Origin of the sequence: Promicromonospora alba, assembly GCF_042654905.1 — a bacterium.
GTDB lineage: Bacteria > Actinomycetota > Actinomycetes > Actinomycetales > Cellulomonadaceae > Promicromonospora > Promicromonospora alba.
The window spans coordinates 338,794-355,329 of sequence record NZ_JBHSFI010000002.1 but is presented as its reverse complement, the minus strand read 5'-3'; the positions used below and the strand labels follow the sequence as shown (position 1 = coordinate 355,329).

The window sequence follows — 16,536 nt, the reverse complement described above, 5'->3', positions numbered from 1 at the left end:
CCCAGCGATCTGGCCCGGAACTCATGGGAGCTCCGGGCCAGATCACTGGGTTGGCGAACCTTCGTCAGTCGCCCTCGGTCAGGGCTCCTGGCCAACCTCGTCCACGATGGTCCGTTCGACGATCGCGTGCGCGTCCGTCATGCCGTCGGGGTAGGAGTTCGCCACACCGAGCAGGTCCTTGGTCTCCGGATCGAAGATCAGGTCCTGCCGGTAGTACTGCAGCTCGACGCCCACGGCGATGCCGGGCCGCCCGATCGCGTCGGTGACCCCTGGGGTGACGATCAGCCCGTCCACCCGGCTCAGCGCCACGAAGACCGCGGCCTGCGCCCTCGGCGTCAGGGAGCGCAGCAGCTCGCCGGCGTTGATGACCATCGACGCCGCAGGTCCTTCGTCCTCCATCTGCGGCAGATCCCGCAGGTAGTCGTACATCGCGTCGGCGTCGGTGGGTGCGTCCAGCTTGAGCGCCGGCTCCGAGCTGCAGTCGCCGCCACCGTCCGCGAGGGCCCGCTCGAGCCCACCGTCCTCACAGGTGTACAGCGGCGTGTCGAGCGGATCCCCGACGGAGTACGTCGCCGTGGCCCGGCCGTCCTGGGTGCCGTCGACCGAGAACCAGCCCGTGTAGTCCTCGGAGATCTTCGTGACGCCCTCGCCCTCTTCCCCTCCCATGACCTGGTACCGGTTGGTTCCCGTCGTGCGGTAGTACACGAACTGGTCGCCCCGGACCTCGTCCCACGAGTCGTCCGCGGCGGCGACGGTCCGGGTGGCGGCGGCCTGCAGGATCTCCGCGGCCGACGCCGATCCGGGCGGTACCGCGGCCGGGCCGCCGTCGTCCTCCCACGGCATCGACAGCGTGGCCGTGGGCGCGAAGAGCAGGCCCCCCGCGACCGTGGCCGCGAGGCCCAGCCCCACAGCAGCGCGGACCGCGGGCCTGCGCGCGCCTCCGGTCCGGCGCCGGCCGCCCGGCCGGCGCCGGTCGGCCGACCCGCGGCGGGCGCCCGGACATCGCACGGCCCGGAGCAGGCCGCTCCCGGCCGAGTGCGCGTGCTGCCCGTCTGCCGCGGCGCCGGGCGACCCCAGCTCAGCGGTCAGCCGCGCCTGCGCCGACCGGAGCGCGGCCTCCTGCTCGGCCTCCGACGGGTCGAGCAGCGCGCCCGTCGTGTGCAGTGCGTCCAGCTCGGTCCCACCGGGCTCGTGCCCGGTCCACCTGGTGCTCGTGCTCATCGCGCGTCCTCCTCTTCGTCCCAGAGCCCACCCGGAAGTGCCGCGCGGACCAGCTTGCGTGCCCGGTGCAGCCGGGAGCGCACCGTGCCCTTCTTGATGTCGAGGGTCGTCGCGATCTCCTCGTAGCTGAGGTCGCCCCATGCCCAGAGCAGCAGCACGTCCCGGTCGCCTGGCCGGAGGTCACCGAGCGCCGCGCCGAGCGCGCTCCCCGCGGCCCGGGCGGCGACGTTCGTCGTCGCCAGGTCGGCGAGACCGTCCTCAGGGAGCGCTGTCCCGACTCGCGCCATGGCGCGGTAGCGGGTCTCCTCCGCCCGGCGGTGCTGGGCGACCTCCCTGGTCGCTATCCCGAGCAGCCACGGACGGGCGTCGGGCCGGTCCAGGTCGTAGGAGGCCCGACGGCGAAACGCCGCCACGAACGTCTCGGCCACCACGTCCTCGGCGTGCTCCGGACCCACGCGCCGGTACGCGTACCGGTGCACCGTGCTCGCGTGCCGGCCGTAGATCGCCGCGAAGTCCTCTGGCTCGTGCATGGACGACGCGATGAGCTGCGCGTCGGTCCGGCCCACCTCGGGCGCGGCGCCGGTACTCATCAGCTCGGTGCTCGCCAGCTCGGCGGCCGCCGTCATGGCGCCGTCCCGCCCCTGGTCTTGAGGTGCTTCCTTCGCATCGTGTCTCCCTGCCCGTCGGAACCACTGTCATCCAGGTATCCGCGCGGGGGACGGAATCGGTTCACGGCGACGCATGAGGGCTCCGGCCCGCGCCGTGGAGCCACGGGAGTCATCGAGGTGCGGCCGGACGGCGGCGAGCGGCGGCTGGTGGCCGTCGCTCGCCTGTCATGCGTTGAACACGGTGTTGCGGCGGAGCTGCGCTGCGCACCACCGGAAGTGCCCGTCGTCCTCGCCCGTGCCGAAGAGGTCGTAGGTAGTGAGTGCGTACGCGGCCTGGTAGGTCTCCAGGGTCGCCTCCGCGTACCCGAGCTCGTGGGCGAAGAGCTGGGTGAGCTCCGTGGTGTGCTCCGCGGCGTGCGGACCGTACATGTCCCAGACTGCGGCGGTGACGGCGGCCTCGAAGGCCGGATCGCCCGCGGTCGTGAAGAACCCGAAGTCGAGCACTGCGACCGGCCGTCCGGTGGCGTCGACGTGGATGTTGGGCGGGACGAGGTCGCCGTGGATCGTGGTGACCGGGGCGTCGGGGAGCGAGCGCAGGGCTTCTCGCGTGCGTTCGACTCCCGCGTCGAGGTCCGGTACGAGGCCGGCCAGGGCGGCACCGTGCCTGGCCGCGGCCCGTGCGACCAGGTCGGCGAGCGCGTCGGGGAAGCGGTCGTGCCCCTGCCACAACGGACGGTCGTCGCCCTGGACGGACAGGCGGCGCATGGCCTCGGTGCCGGGCACCGAGGCCAGGCCGCGCAGCACGGTGAGCAGCGCCGCACCGTGCTGCGCGGGTAGTCGGCGCTCGTGATCCGCGGGCGGGGAGGAGACCTCTGCCGAGACCCCGGGCAGCTCACGCTCGTAGGTCACCAGGACGCCCCCGTGGTCCTCGACCTCGAGGATCTCGGGGGTGGCGAACGGCAGAGGGTGCCGGGCGATGTCCGCGTACACCTGTCGAGTGAGGTCGAGACCGGTAGGCGGCCGACCGCTCCAGACCTTGGCGACCAGCCCTGCGCTCAACCGGTAGACCACACCCTCGACCCCGGCGCCGACACGACGGACACCTGGGTGCCCGCGGCCGGCGAAGTACGCAGGCCACGGGTCGGTCAGCGAGGCTTCGAGGTTCGGGACGTCGACCATCCTCGAATTAGACCAGCAGGCGCACCGGTTGCCCCGGTCTTTTCCCGCAGGTTCAGGGCGTTGTCGCGCGCTGTGCCGTGGCTTCCCACTCCTGGTGCGCGCGGTAGACGCGGTGCCACAGCGCGGCCCGTTCGGGGGCTTCGACGTCCGCCAGGTCCAGGTGGAACACCTCGGCCAGCACGTCGTACCAGTCGTCGGCCGAGTCGAGGGTCCGCTCGGACGTGCCCGCGGCGTCGATCCGGCGCAGCACACAGCCGCGCAGCATGTCCACGCCCGTGGCGTCGCGGAGCTGGGCCTGGAGCACCCGGACGAACCCGGACTCGGGGGAGGTGGACAACCGGTGGTGCATCGCGGCGAACGAGGACAGCTCCACCGGCTCGGGCGCGAAGACCATCGCCGTGAAGGCACCGCGGGGGTCGTGGGTGAACCGCCAGCCGCCGGGCACCACCACCGACGGGGCCATCGCATAGGTGAACGGCCCCTGGGTGTAGCTGCCCTGGCGCAGGGGCAGTGGTTCGTACATGCCGCCGGCGAGCCCGGTGTCGACCAGCCACCGCTCGCCGTCGAGCTCTACGGTGAGGGCCAGATGGTCGCCTCCCGGACCCTCGGGATCCTCGACCTCGTCCTGTACTCCGGCCTTGTGCAGGCTCACGTCGTAGCCGAGGGCCGTCAGCAGCGCGGCGAAGGCTCCGTTGAGGTGGAAGCAGTAGCCGCCGCGTCCCCGCAGGATCCGGGCCACGGATTCCGCGGCGCCGATGCCCGTCCGCCGTCCCAGCTGGTTGTCGATGGTCTCGTACGCGACCCGTTCCACCTGCGCCCGGTGCAGCGCGCGCAGATGCTCGACGGTCGGTGCGGTCGGTCGGTCCATACCCAGCACGGCCAGGTATCCGTCTACGTCGATCATGCTTCCCCTGTCCGAACGGCCGGCCGGCTGGTGCCGTGCACCTGAGATGCAGATGCATACGGTCGGTGCAACGTTCGAGTATCGGGGGTCGCGACGTCGTCTGGACAGCCGTTATCCAGCGGCCGGCGGGTTCACCCGCTCATATGACCTAGATAAGAGGCAGACCAGCCGGCGCGGTGGAACCGTTGCACCATGACGCTCCCACCCTGGTCGGCCTCCGAAGATGCCGGCGTGAAGTACGTCGGCGAGCTCGCCCAAGCATGGGCCCTGCTCGAGCCCATGCAGCGGTGGGTCGACGCCGCCCCCGGCGGTCCGCGGCCTCCGGAGGCGCTCGTGCAGGACTTCCTGCAGAGAGAGGACCCGTATCCGGTCGGCACCGCGGTGTTCGCCGCACGCTGGCGGCCAGGGCAGTGGGGCATCGGCGTGATCACCGCCCGCGTCGACGACGACGAGTGGGCAGTGGAGTTCCTCGACCACAAAGACATCGTCTTTCGCGACCACGCCGAGCTGTGCCCCGCTCTCTGGACAGCCGGGTAAACCTGCTCGCTCCGTGCGAGCGAGCAGGCCAGGCGCCCTCAGCTCACAGCAGCTCGACGCCGTCCGCCTGCGGCCCCCGGTCGCTCTGGCGCACCTTGAACCGGACCCGGTCACCCTCCTCCAGGACCTCGTCGCCCCGCACGACCGACACGTGCACGAACAGGTCCGCGCCCCCGGCGTCGGGGGTGATGAAGCCGAAGCCGCGGTCCGCGTCGTAGCGCGCGACGGTGCCCTCACCGCCGCGCACAGGCCCGCCCGATGCCGCGGGGCGGCCCGGCCGGCCGCGGTCCGTGGCCGTGCGCGCACTCCCGGAGCCGCGCACGAGCCGCACGTTGCGGGCGTTCGGCCCCTTGTCGCCGGCGACGACGTCGAACGTCACGCGGGCACCCTCGGCAAGCTCGGTCAGGCCCGGGCCGAGCGCACGGACGTGGACGAAGACGTCCTCGTCGCCCGAGTCGGGAGCGATGAAGCCGAAGCCCTTGGTGTCGTCGTACCAGGACACCGTGCCGTCCGCGCCGTCGGATACCGACCGTCCGGCCGGTGCAGCCTGTGCGGCCTGCGCCCCGAGCGGTAGCAGGTGGTCCGCCTGCGGCCCCTTCTCCCCGTCGACGACGAGGAACGCCACCCGCTGCCCCTCCGAGATCACGCCGCCCCCGACGATGGCCGAGCTGTGCACGAAGATCTCGCCGCTACCGTCGTCGGGCGTGGCGAAGCCGTATCCCTTGGCCGGCTCGTACCAGCTGACGGTGCCGAGCACACCCACTGGCGCGTCGGCGGCCCGGTCGCCCGTGACCCGGACGCGGCGCGCCTGCGGGCCACGCTCGCCCTCGCCCACCTCGAACTCGACGGCCTGCCCCTCGCGGAGCAGCTTCGGTCCGTCGTCGCCGACGATCTCGGACGCGTGCACGAACAGGTCCTCGGCCTCGTTCCCGACGTCGATGAAGCCGAACCCTCTGTCGGCGTCGAACCATCGGACAGTTCCCTGGGGCACCCTAAAACTCCTCAACTCGGCAGACATTGCTGTTCTCCAGTGTCCCTGACAGAACCCGGTCGGGTGCGCCCAGCCGCTTTCGGCGTACCTCCGTCGACAGCGCGGTGTCAGCTAGCCGGCGGCGGCGCAGCCGATGCAGGTGCGGGCCGTAGGCCGGGCCATCAGGCGGTCACGTGCGATTTCTTGTCCACAGCGTTCGCAGCGGCCGTAGCTGCCGGCGGCGATCCTCGCGAGCGCGGCGTCCACGTCGGTCAGGTGGTTTCTGGCCGCAGCGAGCAGAGTGCTCGCCTGTGAGCGCTCGAAGGCGATCGTCGACCCTTCGGGGTCGTGCTCGTCGTCGGTGGCGGTGAGCCGCGACGCCTCCACCATCGAGGCAATGTTGCCGGAAAGAGAGGAGATCAGGCCGGTCGTGCGCTCACGATCGGCGATCAACAGCCCATGGATCTCATTGATCGGAGGCATTCTCCCGTTGCCCTTCTCACGAGTTCCGGCCCTGTCGCCCCTCGCAGGCTACCGGTGACGGTCAGGTCCGCATGAGGCCGCCGTGCGGGGCCGGGGCTATCGAATGCACGCTTCTATCCAGGGATTGGGCCCGCACTCAGCGCGAGTTCGGGCCTAATCACTGGGTACCCGTGCGCGCCAGGTCGACGCGGAGCGTCGTCAGGCCACCAGCAAGGTCGCCACGGTGCCGATCAGCACGGCGTACCGCGGTCCGAACATCTCGCCGACCGGGGCGCTTCGTCATCGACACCGCCACGATCGGCGCCTGAGCGTCGACGAGGCCGGGCGTTCGAACCCGGGCTGCCTTCGCAACGCGACCTTCCGCGTGGAAGTCGTCGGCGGGCACCTGGTGCTCGCTCATATCAGCGGGAAGATCCGCCGTAACCACTTCAGGATCATGCCGCTCGACCGCGTCCTGCTCGAACTGAGCCCCTACGACCTCGACCGCGGCCGGATCCTCTTCCGCTACCGGACCTAGCGAGATGACCAAGGACGGAGGCCCGGCCGACTGCCCGGTCCCGTCCTTGGGCGAGGAATCGCCGGGCGCCGCCGTGTCCTGTTAGCGCTCACATTGGGCCTTTCGGAAGCGTTGCGGCGTTGGTAACCTTTGCGCGGCTTGTGGTCACCGAACCGCGTATCACTGCCTCGATCCTTCGAACGGACAACCATGAAGACAGCGAGGCACTCGGCGCGGAACACCGCGCTCAGGTACCGGGCCGTGTGGGGCGCAGCGCTCGCGGTGGCAGTCGTGGCCGTTCTCGCCTACCCGGTCATCGGGTCGCTCTCCGGCGGCGCGGCCGACGCTACGCGGACCGCGGCTGTTGCAGCCGCCGGCGGCGCGCAGGCGAGCGCGCCGACCGCTACCGCGTCGGGCACCCCGACCCCCACAGGCAGCCCGACCCCGACGGCCTCCCCGGCTCCGAAGTCCCGTGCTTTCGCCCGGACGCAGCAGGCTTCGCCCAGCGCCGCCCCGCCGTCGTCGTCGACCACCGCCGCGTCCGCGGGACGGATCAGCCCCGGGACCACGTACGAGGGCGACGCCACCGTCTACGAGGCCGAGGACGGCAACGGCGCCTGCAGCTTCGGCCCGAGCGACGACATGATGATCGTGGCGATGAACGAGACCGACTACGAGACCTCCAGGGCCTGCGGCGCCACCGTGCTCGTCACCGCGGCGAACGGCAACTCCGTCACGGTGCGCGTCACCAACGTGTGCCCCCTGCCCTGCGCACCCGGGCAGCTCGACCTCAGCCAGGAGGCGTTCGCCGAGCTCGACGACCCGATGCTCGGCCGGATCCCGGTCACCTGGAGCCTGCTGAGCCCCGGCACGGCCGACACGATCTCGATCCGGTACAAGGACGGGTCGAGCCAGTGGTGGTGCGGCATCCAGGCGATCGACCACCGGAACCCGGTAGCGAAGCTGGAGGTCGACGGCGGGGACGGCTGGCGGGCGCTGCCCCGTACCGGGTACAACTACTTCCTCTCCGAGAACGGCAGCGGGTGCGGCGGCGACATCAGGCTCACGGACATCTACGGCGAACGGCTGACCGTCAGCGCACTTCCGGTGCGCGCGGACGTCGTGCAGCCGACCGGGGTCCAGTTCGCCCAGCACTGACCCGGCGTCGGAACGTGCACTAGTCCTTGGTCGCCCGCTCCTCGGTCGCCCCTGGCGGTGGCGCGGTCGAGTCCCGGACGGTGAGGCTGGTGGCGAGCTGGATGTGGCGTGACGCGGGCTGGACGCCGTCCGCCATGGCGAGCACCGTCTCGACGGCCATCTGACCCATCCCCGCCAGGGGCTGGTGCACCGAGGTGAGCTGCGGCGTCGTCCAGCTGGCCTGTGGCGTGTCGTCGAAGCCGACGACGCTGAGCTGCTCGGGCACGGAGACCTGTAGCTCGCGCGCCGCGGCGAGTACGCCGACGGCGATCTCGTCGTCACCGGTGACGACCGCTGTCGGCGGCTCGGGCAGCGAGAGCAGCTCGCGGCCGTGCACGAGTCCGGTCTCGATCGAGAACGGGTCGCTGCGTACCAGGGTCTGGTCCAGGCTGATCCCCGCGGAGTCCAGCGCCGCCCGGTAACCATGGAAGCGCTCGCGGGCGGCGGCCGAGGCGGTGGGTCCGCCGATCCAGGCGATGCGCCGGTGGCCCAGCTCCAGGAGATGCTCCGTGGCGGTGCGCGCGCCGGCCCAGTTGGCCGACCCGACGCTGATGGTCCGAGGGTCGTCCAGGCTGACCGGGTCGATCATCACGAACGGCATGTACACCTCCTTCGCGGCCTGGAGCACGGCGTTGGGCTCCGCCAGCGTGATGCCGACGATGCCCACGACGCCGGACTCCTTCTGCTCGGCCACCCACGCCCGCGCGGCGGCCTTGGTGGCACGCACCGCGCGGTCGGGCGCCAGCCGCACCAGGACGTCGGTCCTGGCGCCCGTGGCTGCCGCGAGGAGGCCCTGGAGCACGTTCGAGATGTACGGCGACGTCACGACGTCGGTCACCGCCGCGATGGTGCGGGTGCGCGTCGGTTCCCACTGCGCGGTGGTGGGCCGGTAGCCGAGCATCGCGACCGCCTCCAGCACCCGCTGGCGGGTGTCCTCGGCGATGTCGAGGCGACCGTTGAGCGCCTTGGAGGCGGTGCCGGGGGAGACACCCGCCTCTCGTGCGACATCGGCGAGCGTCGGGCGCCCGGTGGAAGGCCTGCCGACCATGATGTTTCCTTCCTCGAAACTATTTCGAACCCTACCGGTCGTCGCGCACGGCGTCAATCTCGCTTTCAAGCCCCGGCTTCTCGACCGTTGACGGGTGGTGGAAGTCGTCGATAGAGTCCCTGCTTGATCGATAAAGTTGCGAAAGTCTTTCGCGACGCTCTCAACGAGGAGGGACAGGGTGATGAGGCTCTTCACCAAGGCATGGACGGCCGGCGTCGCGCTCGCGACGGCCGGTGCGCTCGCCGCGTGCTCGGGTGCGGGAGGTGCGCCGAGCAGCGCCGGCGGCGGTGGTGGCACCGCTGACGACCCGGTGAAGCTGACCGTGTGGAGCTGGGACGGCACGGTCGAGCTCGCGGTACCGGGGTTCGAGAAGGCCAACCCCGGCATCGAGGTCGAGGTCGTGAACGCCGGCTCGTCCTCCGACGAGTACCAGGCGCTCGACAACGCGATCCAGGCCGGCTCGGGAGTGCCCGACCTGGTGATGTTCGAGTACTTCGCGGTCCCGTACTTCGCGATCCCCGGCAAGCTCGCCGACCTGGGCCCGCTGGGCGCGACCGAGCTGGAGGCCGACTACGTGCCCTCGGCGTGGAACAACGTCACCATCGACGACGGCGTCTACGCCCTGCCCTCGGACTACGGCCCCGCCGTCATGTTCTGGAACGAGGCGACGTTCGCCAAGGCGGGGATCAAGGAGGCGCCCGCGACCTGGGACGAGTACTACGAGGCCGCCAAGAAGATCCGCGCGCTGGGCGACGACTACTACATCACGCAGGACACGAACGACCTCTTCTTCCTGCTCTCCCTGATCTGGCAGGCCGGCGGGCGCCCGTTCGAGGTCGACGGCACCACGGTGCACATCGACTTCTCCGACGATGGCACCCAGAAGGCGGTCGCCTTCTGGCAGAGGATGCTCGACGAGGACCTGGTCAACACCAAGATCAGCGCCTGGTCCGACGACTGGAACCGCGCGCTCAACGACGGCACGCTCGCCTCGCAGAACATGGGCGGCTGGCTGACCTCGACCCTGCCCGAGCGGGCTCCGGACGCCAAGGGCGACTTCCGCGTCTCCCTCATGCCCCAGTGGGAGGAGGGCGAGAAGGTCGGCGCCGAGAACGGCGGCTCGGCCTTCGGTATCCCGGAGGCCGCGGCCAACAAGGAGGCGGCCTTCACGTTCCTCGAGTACTTCACGCACGGCGAGGGCCTGCAGCCCCGGGTCGACGCCGGTGCGTTCGTGCCGAACACGTCGGTGCTCGACAGCCCGGAGTTCCAGGACGTGAGGAACCCCTACTTCGGCGACCAGAAGACGGGCGAGGTCCTCGCTGAGGCCTCGAACATCGCCGCCGTCGGCTGGCAGTACCCGCCGTTCTTCGAGTGGGCCCGCAGCACCTACGCCGACATCGCCACGCCGTTCTACACCTCGGGCGAGGGCTCGCTCGCGGAGGTCCTGCAGACCTGGCAGGAGCGATCCATCGAGTACGGCAACGAGCAGGGGTTCACCGTTGACTAAGCGCAGGCGGCAGATCGGCTGGGCGTTCGTCGCTCCGTTCGGCATCCTGTTCGCCCTGGTGTTCATCGTGCCGATCACCTATGCCGCATATCTCAGCCTCTTCCAGGACCAGATGGTGGGCGGCAGGTCCTTCGTCGGCCTGGACAACTACAGCAAGCTGTTCGTGGACCCGCAGTTCTGGGACGGCGTCACCCGCGTCGTCTGGTTCACGCTGATCCAGGTGCCGATCATGCTGGTGCTCGCCCTGCTGCTGGCACTGGCGATGGACTCGATGCGGCTGCGCGGCATGCGGTTCATGCGGGTGGCGATCTTCCTGCCGTACGCGGTGCCGGCGATCGTCTCGACGCTCATGTGGGGCTTCATGCTCGGCGTCCGCTACGGGCTGTTCGGCAGCATCAACGGCTGGCTCGGCACCGACCTCGACCCGTTCCGCCCGAGCACGACGCTCATCGCCATCGGGATCATGGTCACCTGGGCCTTCACCGGGTACAACATGCTGATCTTCGACAGCGTGCTCAAGGCGGTGCCGCACGAGCTGTACGAGGCGGCGGCGATCGACGGCGCGGGGGAGTTCCGGGTGATCCGGGCCATCAAGCTGCCCGCGCTGCGCGGTTCGCTCGTGATCACGATCATCTTCTCGATCATCGGGACGTTCCAGATCTTCAACGAGCCCCAGATCCTCCCGTCGATGGTCGCCAACAGCGGCATCACTACCTACTACACGCCCAACCTCTACGCGTTCAACCTCGCGTTCACGGGCTCGCAGCAGGGCTATGCCGCCGCCCTCGCGCTCGTGATGGCCGCGTTCACCATCGCCATCGCGTACGTGGTCCAGATCCGAGGCATGCGAAATGCCCTCGACCAGTAGCCGCCGGAGACCCCTCATGACGACAACCGCTGATGTCCGGCGTCCCGGCCGCACGGCGCGCCGGCACCTGTACACCCTCACCAACCCCCGCAAGAGCGGCACGCTCACCTTCCTGACGGGGCTGTTCACCCTCTACTGCCTGGTGCCGCTGGTCTGGCTGGCGATCAACTCCACCAAGTCCCAGGAGGACTTCGTCACCAGCTTCGGCTTCTCGTTCGGGACGCGGTTCGCGCTGTTCGACAACATCGCCGAGGTCTTCACCTACGACGGCGGCATCTTCGGGCGCTGGCTGCTCAACACCCTCCTGTACGTGGTCGCCGGGGCGGTGGTCTCGACGTTCCTCGCCGCGCTCGGCGGCTACGCGCTCGCGAAGCTGGAGTTCACGGGCAAGCGGGTCTTCCTGTTCGTGGTGCTCGGTGCCATCTCGGTCCCGGGCATCGCGCTGGCCATCCCGCAGTTCCTGCTCTTCGCGCAGCTCGGCCTGACGAACACCCCGTGGGCGGTGCTGATCCCGTCGTTCCTCAACCCGTTCGGGCTGTACCTCATGTGGGTCTTCGCGGCCGAGGCCGTACCCACCGGCCTGCTGGAGGCGGCGAAGATCGACGGCGCGGGCGAGTTCCGGACGTTCTGGCAGATCGCCCTGCCGATGCTCGTCCCGGCGACCGTGACGGTGCTGCTCTTCTCGTTCGTGTCGATCTGGAACAACTACTTCCTGCCGCTGATCATGCTCAAGGACCCCGACTGGTACCCGCTGACCGTGGGCATCAACCAGTGGAACAAGCTCGCCTCCACCGCCGGCAACGGGGAGCTGCTGCAGAACCTCGTCCTGACGTCGTCGCTGCTCACGATCATCCCGCTGATCGTGGCCTTCATCTGCCTGCAGCGCTTCTGGCAGTCCGGGCTCAGCCTCGGCGCCGTCAAGGGCTGACCCGAATCCATGAGAGAGAACAGAGAGAGCGTGGTGGAGACCGAGATGACCCTGCCGGAACTGACAGGATCGACGGCACTGACGATCGACGGCGTGGCGCCGACCGAGGCGCCGCTCCGGCACGTGTGGAACGAGTGCGTCGGCGCCGGCCGCGCGAACGAGGCGCTCCGCGCGGACTGGCAGGGCCACTTCCGCGAGGCCGTCACGGAGCTCGGGGCGCGGTTCGTGCGCTTCCACGGGCTGTTCCACGACGACATGTTCGTGTACCGCGCCAGCGACGGCGGGGGTTTCGGCCCGCAGACCCCCCTCGACGAGCCGGTGCTGACCTTCTCCTACGTCGACAAGGTCTTCGACTTCATCCTGGAGACCGGCGCGCGCCCGTTCGTGGAGCTCGGCTTCATGCCGCGCGAGCTGGCCACGGAGACCGAGACGCTGTTCTGGTGGAAGGCCCACTGCAGCCCGCCCAAGGACATGGCGCGCTGGGTCGACCTGGTCACGTCCACGGTGACGCACTGGGTCGAGCGGTACGGCCTGGACGAGGTGCGCCAGTGGCGGTTCGAGGTGTGGAACGAACCCAACCTGGTGCCCTACTTCTGGACCGGCACCCGGACGCAGTACTTCGAGCTGTACGAGGCCACGGCCCTGGCGATCAAGGCGGTCGACGGGGAGCTCAAGGTGGGCGGGCCGTCCACGAGCGTGTTCGTCCCCGACGACCGCTACAAGGGGGAGTGGGAGGACCGCTCCGTCGAGCACGCGGCAGCGGAGGCGGACGACGTCGACGCGCTCGACTGGCGTCCCGTGTGGATCGAGGAGTTCATCGACTGGTGCGCACGCCGCGACGTCCCGCTGGACTTCCTGTCCACCCACCTGTACCCGACGGATGTTGCGTTCGGGGCCTCCGGGCAGGCGCGCCACATCCGGCGCCACGTGGACGCGACCTATGACGACCTGGTCGCGCTCCGCAAGATCATCGCCGGCAGCCCGTTCCCGGAGGCCGAGCTGCACATCACCGAGTGGTCGAGCTCGCCGTCGAGCCGCGACACCATCCACGACACGGTGTTCGCCGCGACCTACATCACCCGGGCCTACCTGCGGTGCGCAGCCCTGGCCGACTCGATCGCGTACTGGACCTTCACCGACGTGTTCGAGGAGGGCGGAGCCGGCATCGGCCCGTTCCACGGCGGGTTCGGCCTGGTCAACGAGCAAGGGCTGCACAAGCCGACGTTCCACGCCTTCTCCATGCTGTCCCGGCTCGGCGACACGGTGCTGACGTCCACCCCGCACGGGGTGATCACCCGGGACTCGGCGACGGGGGCGTTGTCCGCGGTCTTCCTCAACTACCCCGACGACATGGGTACCAGGGCGGTCGGCTCCGAGACGACCTACGAGGCCACGCGCAAGCTCGCCCACATCGGGCCGGACCGCAGCATCCGCCATACGGTCGAGGGCCTCGCCCCCGGCACGGTCTTCCGGGTCGAGTCGGTCGACTGGGAGCACGGCAACGTCGCGGAGGCCTGGCACCGGATGGGGGAGCCGCTCAACCTCACCCCGGCCCAGACGGCCGAGCTGCGCACCACTGCCGACGCGCTGCGCACGTCGACGCTGACGGTCTCGGAGGCCGGTGTTCTGGACATCGACGTCGACCTCCCGCCCTGGGCGGTTCTCTCAATCACTCAGGCCCCTAACCCCCTGCTGCCGAAGTAGAGCGCCTGTCCGGACGCACGCTCTACTTCGCCGATCGGTGGTCGGCGAAGTAGAGCGCCTGTCCGGACAGGCGCTCTACTTCGGCAGGATGCTACGGCTGGGTGGCGCTGCCCGGCGCAGCTGGGGCGAGGTCGCTGAACACGTTGATCGCGGCCCGGGCGGCGTCGTGCGACGTCGAGAAGACGCCGCCGTCCTGGACCTCGGCCGCGCCCGGGAGCGTCACCGGCGACCCGACCTGCCGGTAGTTGACGCCGTCGTAGGAGTAGGACGCCGACACCTGATCGCCGACGCGGTCCAGCCTGACCCACACCGCGCGGTGCGTGTCGACCCGTACCTGGCTCGCGCCGTCCAGGTAGCCGTCGCCGTTCGCGTCCCACTGGAAGACGACGCCGTTGCGCGGCGTCACTGCCGCTATCGCGTACCCGGAGGACGCCCCGGGGGCGGTCATGTCGTTGCGGACCATGACCCCGCTCTTGGCCCAGGCGTTGGTGTCGTTGATCGTGTCCACGCGCACGGACACGCTCGACCGGGCACTGAAGGACCCCGTCCGGTAGAGCGCTCCGAACGCGTCGTCCCGCTGGCCGCCCCCGCCCCACACGTCAGCGCCCGCGGCCGCGACGCCGAAGGCGGCGCCCTGCTGCCCGAAGTAGCTGTCGCTCGCGGAGGCGGCAGTGGTCTCGTACCCGTCACCGACCGGTGCGTCCGCCGGGCACTGGGCGAGCCCGAACAGGTTGGCGTTCAGCGTCGTGCGGTACTGCGGCGCGACGCCGGCCTCGCACATCACGTCCAGCGCCCCCTGCGGCCAGCTCGTGCCCGCGACCGAGACGTTGTCGATGAGCTGGTTGTTCCGCTCCTCGGCGTTCGGGATCTGGGCTCCGCCGGAGTTGAACCAGTTCTCGCGGATCATGTTGTCGCTCGTGTTGTTGCCGTCGCTGTAGGCGTTGGTGAAGATCCACGGGTTGGTGCCCTGGAGCACGTTCTGCCGGTAGGTCGTGTAGCGCGTCCCCTCGTCGAGGTAGAGGCCGACGCCGGAGACGTTGAACAGGTAGTTGCGCTCCACCACGGTGCCCGGGCTGGCCGAGAGGTTGTACAGCGACCCGCCGTCCGCGAACCGCGCCTTGGTGTGGTGGATGAGGTTGCCCGCGACGAGGTTGTCCTTGAGCGTCGTCGGCGTCGTGTACCGGGGGTGCCAGTTGTAGTAGCCGCGGCGGACGTATTCCGCGGAGCCGCCCGCGTCGTTGATGCCCCAGCCGTAACCCGTGTCGATGCCGTCGTAGGCGACGTTGGCGACCTCGTTGTGCACGATCTGGACGTTCGTCGCGTACGTGCTGAGGATGCCCGAGTTGTCCTTGTACTCGACGGCTACCCGGTTGACCGTGTTGTTCTCGATGCGGATGTCCTTGTTGATCATCCGCGGGTCGCTCGGGTGGTGCGCGTCCTCCCGCACCCCGCCGACGGCGATCCCGTGGCCGCCGACCTCGTTGAAGACGTTCCCCATCACGTCGATGCCGCTGGCGCCCAGGCCGACGCCCGAGAGCATCGCGTTGGCGTCGTTGCCGATGCCGAGCGCGGTCTGCCCGAGGTTCGTGAAGCGGTTGTTCGTCAGGGAGATGCCGTGGGCCGCGGAGACCTGCACCGCCGCCGGCTCCTGGTACCAGGCGTCGAAGCGGGCTCGTTCGAACATCTCGCAGCCGCGGGAGCAGCTCGTGAAGGCATCGTCCGGGCGGTAGTCGTACGCGTCCTTGATGAAGGCGCCGTTCTGCTGGGTCGCGTAGCCGTGGCTGGACGGGCCCAGCCACGAGGTACCGGTGAACTCGATGCCGTCGAACGCGAGGCCCGTCACCGGCTCGTCGTACGTGCCGCCGATGCTCACCAGCGACTCCACCTGCGGGAGCTCGACGTCCAGGTCGTCGGGGTCGACGCCGTCGCCGGGCTTGTAGTAGAGCTTCCCCGCGGACGGGTCGAGGTACCACTCGCCGACGGTGTCGAGGAACGCGAGGGAGTTCTCCAGCGACCACGTGGGCCCGGCCAGGAACGAGTTCTGCACGGTGTCCCAGCCCCAGGTGTTGTTGTCCCACGCGGGCTGCGCCATGGTGATCGTCGAGCCGTCGATGGACTCGACGGGGGAGTAGCGGTTGGTGAAGTCCCCGAGCGACTGGAACTCGATCCGCCCCTGGTCCGGCAGGTCGCTCAGGTAGCCGAGCTGCTGGTTGTTGATGGTCAGGCCGGTCGGGGTGGGCGTAACGGAGGAGTTGGCCAGCGGCAAGGAGGCGCGCTGCGCGATGATCCCGTTCACGTAGAGCTGGCGGCTGTCGACGCCGACCGGCGTGTCCGCGACGTAGACGCCTGCCTCCTCGTCGTGGACCGACCACCCGGAGATCGGGGCGGCGCCGGAGATCACCGGCCGGGCGCCGGGCGCCGCCGTCCACCGCACGGTGTGGCCGTCGCGGCCGCCGTCCTGCGCGCCGAACACGAGCGGCTCGGTGACCCGGTAGGTCCCGTCCTCGAGCACGACGGTGACGTCCCTGCCCTTGCGGGCCTCGTGCCGGACCAGCTCCTGCGCGTGCTCGAGCGAGCAGGCATGCCGTACGTCGCACCGGCCGACGTCCGAGCCGTCGGCCGCGGCGAAGTACGTGCGGTCTCTGCCCTGCTGTGCGACCTGTGGTGCGGCCTGCGCCGCGGAGACGGGAACCAGCGCCGAGACGATCACCGCTACGGCACTCAGGGCAGCCATGGCTCCCGCTCTCGTCGATCGATCCCGTAGTCCCGGAACCGGTGTGCGTGACTTCAGTGTCATCGTTCCATCGCTTTCTGCTGAGGCGACCGGGCTTCCTTACCCGCCGCGAGAGTAGTAACACATGTGATGTATTCGCAATGGACGATCGG

The 16,536-nt window shown here is 70.0% G+C and carries 15 protein-coding genes; 7 read left to right on the top strand and 8 right to left on the bottom strand.

Going from position 1 to position 16,536, the window contains the following annotated elements; translation table 11 throughout:
* Window positions 1–78: 78 nt before the first annotated feature.
* From ACFO6V_RS04740 to ACFO6V_RS04725, 4 genes are all read right to left on the bottom strand, one after another.
* Window positions 79–1,221, bottom strand: a complete 1,143-nt coding sequence (locus tag ACFO6V_RS04740) for a CU044_5270 family protein (protein ID WP_377132764.1) — start codon at window positions 1,219–1,221, stop codon at window positions 79–81.
* Entirely contained in the window at window positions 1,218–1,847 is a 630-nt protein-coding gene (locus tag ACFO6V_RS04735; protein WP_377132762.1) for an RNA polymerase sigma factor, read from the bottom strand. Before ACFO6V_RS04735 ends, ACFO6V_RS04740 begins: the two co-directional genes overlap by 4 nt.
* Before the next feature lie 207 nt (window positions 1,848–2,054).
* Window positions 2,055–3,008 carry a phosphotransferase family protein gene (locus ACFO6V_RS04730; RefSeq protein WP_377132760.1) on the bottom strand — a complete coding sequence of 318 codons (954 nt, stop codon included), beginning with the start codon at window positions 3,006–3,008 and terminating at the stop codon, window positions 2,055–2,057.
* A gap of 52 nt (window positions 3,009–3,060) precedes the next feature.
* Window positions 3,061–3,912, bottom strand: coding sequence for an arylamine N-acetyltransferase family protein (locus ACFO6V_RS04725; protein ID WP_377132758.1), 852 nt, complete (start codon window positions 3,910–3,912; stop codon window positions 3,061–3,063).
* A gap of 192 nt (window positions 3,913–4,104) precedes the next feature.
* On the opposite strand from ACFO6V_RS04725, the gene ACFO6V_RS04720 reads away from it, so the two are divergent.
* Window positions 4,105–4,449 carry a hypothetical protein gene (locus ACFO6V_RS04720; RefSeq protein ID WP_377132756.1) on the top strand — a complete coding sequence of 115 codons (345 nt, stop codon included), beginning with the start codon at window positions 4,105–4,107 and terminating at the stop codon, window positions 4,447–4,449.
* A gap of 43 nt (window positions 4,450–4,492) precedes the next feature.
* Here the strand turns inward: ACFO6V_RS04720 and ACFO6V_RS04715 are convergent, their stop codons facing one another.
* A complete protein-coding gene (locus ACFO6V_RS04715; RefSeq protein WP_377132754.1) occupies window positions 4,493–5,440 on the bottom strand; it encodes a cold-shock protein in 948 nt (315 codons plus the stop codon).
* A 111-nt stretch (window positions 5,441–5,551) separates the two neighbouring features.
* Window positions 5,552–5,902 (bottom strand): TraR/DksA family transcriptional regulator, encoded by a 351-nt coding sequence (locus ACFO6V_RS04710; RefSeq protein WP_377132752.1) that lies wholly within the window; start codon window positions 5,900–5,902, stop codon window positions 5,552–5,554.
* A 304-nt stretch (window positions 5,903–6,206) separates the two neighbouring features.
* Between ACFO6V_RS04710 and infA the strand changes: the two genes are divergently transcribed.
* Window positions 6,207–6,419, top strand: coding sequence for a translation initiation factor IF-1 (infA, locus tag ACFO6V_RS04705; RefSeq protein WP_377132969.1), 213 nt, complete (start codon window positions 6,207–6,209; stop codon window positions 6,417–6,419).
* A 189-nt stretch (window positions 6,420–6,608) separates the two neighbouring features.
* Window positions 6,609–7,556 (top strand): expansin EXLX1 family cellulose-binding protein, encoded by a 948-nt coding sequence (locus ACFO6V_RS04700; protein ID WP_377132750.1) that lies wholly within the window; start codon window positions 6,609–6,611, stop codon window positions 7,554–7,556.
* A gap of 19 nt (window positions 7,557–7,575) precedes the next feature.
* Here the strand turns inward: ACFO6V_RS04700 and ACFO6V_RS04695 are convergent, their stop codons facing one another.
* Window positions 7,576–8,643, bottom strand: a complete 1,068-nt coding sequence (locus ACFO6V_RS04695) for a LacI family DNA-binding transcriptional regulator (protein ID WP_377132748.1) — start codon at window positions 8,641–8,643, stop codon at window positions 7,576–7,578.
* Window positions 8,644–8,824: 181 nt separating this feature from the next.
* Between ACFO6V_RS04695 and ACFO6V_RS04690 the strand changes: the two genes are divergently transcribed.
* The 4 genes from ACFO6V_RS04690 to ACFO6V_RS04675 are packed head-to-tail and all read left to right on the top strand — an operon-like array spanning window position 8,825 to window position 13,650.
* Window positions 8,825–10,150 (top strand): ABC transporter substrate-binding protein, encoded by a 1,326-nt coding sequence (locus ACFO6V_RS04690; RefSeq protein ID WP_377132746.1) that lies wholly within the window; start codon window positions 8,825–8,827, stop codon window positions 10,148–10,150.
* On the top strand, window positions 10,143–11,018 hold the full coding sequence (locus ACFO6V_RS04685; RefSeq protein WP_377132744.1) for a carbohydrate ABC transporter permease: 876 nt from the start codon (window positions 10,143–10,145) through the stop codon (window positions 11,016–11,018). Before ACFO6V_RS04690 ends, ACFO6V_RS04685 begins: the two co-directional genes overlap by 8 nt.
* Window positions 11,019–11,034: 16 nt before the next feature.
* Window positions 11,035–11,946 (top strand): carbohydrate ABC transporter permease, encoded by a 912-nt coding sequence (locus ACFO6V_RS04680; RefSeq protein WP_377132742.1) that lies wholly within the window; start codon window positions 11,035–11,037, stop codon window positions 11,944–11,946.
* 45 nt (window positions 11,947–11,991) lie between these two features.
* The gene (locus ACFO6V_RS04675; RefSeq protein WP_377132740.1) at window positions 11,992–13,650 is read left to right on the top strand and encodes a GH39 family glycosyl hydrolase; all 1,659 of its coding nucleotides are present in this window, start codon (window positions 11,992–11,994) and stop codon (window positions 13,648–13,650) included.
* A 91-nt stretch (window positions 13,651–13,741) separates the two neighbouring features.
* On the opposite strand, the gene ACFO6V_RS04670 is transcribed toward ACFO6V_RS04675, so the two are convergent.
* Window positions 13,742–16,384, bottom strand: coding sequence for a right-handed parallel beta-helix repeat-containing protein (locus tag ACFO6V_RS04670; RefSeq protein ID WP_377132738.1), 2,643 nt, complete (start codon window positions 16,382–16,384; stop codon window positions 13,742–13,744).
* Window positions 16,385–16,536 lie beyond the last annotated feature (152 nt).

Bases quoted from the DNA above. Each gene is read 5' to 3' on its own strand.
- ACFO6V_RS04740 (WP_377132764.1), bottom strand. From the start codon at position 1,221: ATGAGCACGAGCACCAGGTGGACCGGGCACGAGCCCGGTGGGACCGAG.
- ACFO6V_RS04735 (WP_377132762.1), bottom strand. From the start codon at position 1,847: ATGACGGCGGCCGCCGAGCTGGCGAGCACCGAGCTGATGAGTACCGGC.
- ACFO6V_RS04730 (WP_377132760.1), bottom strand. From the start codon at position 3,008: ATGGTCGACGTCCCGAACCTCGAAGCCTCGCTGACCGACCCGTGGCCT.
- ACFO6V_RS04725 (WP_377132758.1), bottom strand. From the start codon at position 3,912: ATGATCGACGTAGACGGATACCTGGCCGTGCTGGGTATGGACCGACCG.
- ACFO6V_RS04720 (WP_377132756.1), top strand. From the start codon at position 4,105: ATGACGCTCCCACCCTGGTCGGCCTCCGAAGATGCCGGCGTGAAGTAC.
- ACFO6V_RS04710 (WP_377132752.1), bottom strand. From the start codon at position 5,902: ATGCCTCCGATCAATGAGATCCATGGGCTGTTGATCGCCGATCGTGAG.
- ACFO6V_RS04700 (WP_377132750.1), top strand. From the start codon at position 6,609: ATGAAGACAGCGAGGCACTCGGCGCGGAACACCGCGCTCAGGTACCGG.
- ACFO6V_RS04695 (WP_377132748.1), bottom strand. From the start codon at position 8,643: ATGGTCGGCAGGCCTTCCACCGGGCGCCCGACGCTCGCCGATGTCGCA.
- ACFO6V_RS04690 (WP_377132746.1), top strand. From the start codon at position 8,825: ATGAGGCTCTTCACCAAGGCATGGACGGCCGGCGTCGCGCTCGCGACG.
- ACFO6V_RS04680 (WP_377132742.1), top strand. From the start codon at position 11,035: ATGACGACAACCGCTGATGTCCGGCGTCCCGGCCGCACGGCGCGCCGG.
- ACFO6V_RS04675 (WP_377132740.1), top strand. From the start codon at position 11,992: ATGACCCTGCCGGAACTGACAGGATCGACGGCACTGACGATCGACGGC.
- ACFO6V_RS04670 (WP_377132738.1), bottom strand. From the start codon at position 16,384: ATGGCTGCCCTGAGTGCCGTAGCGGTGATCGTCTCGGCGCTGGTTCCC.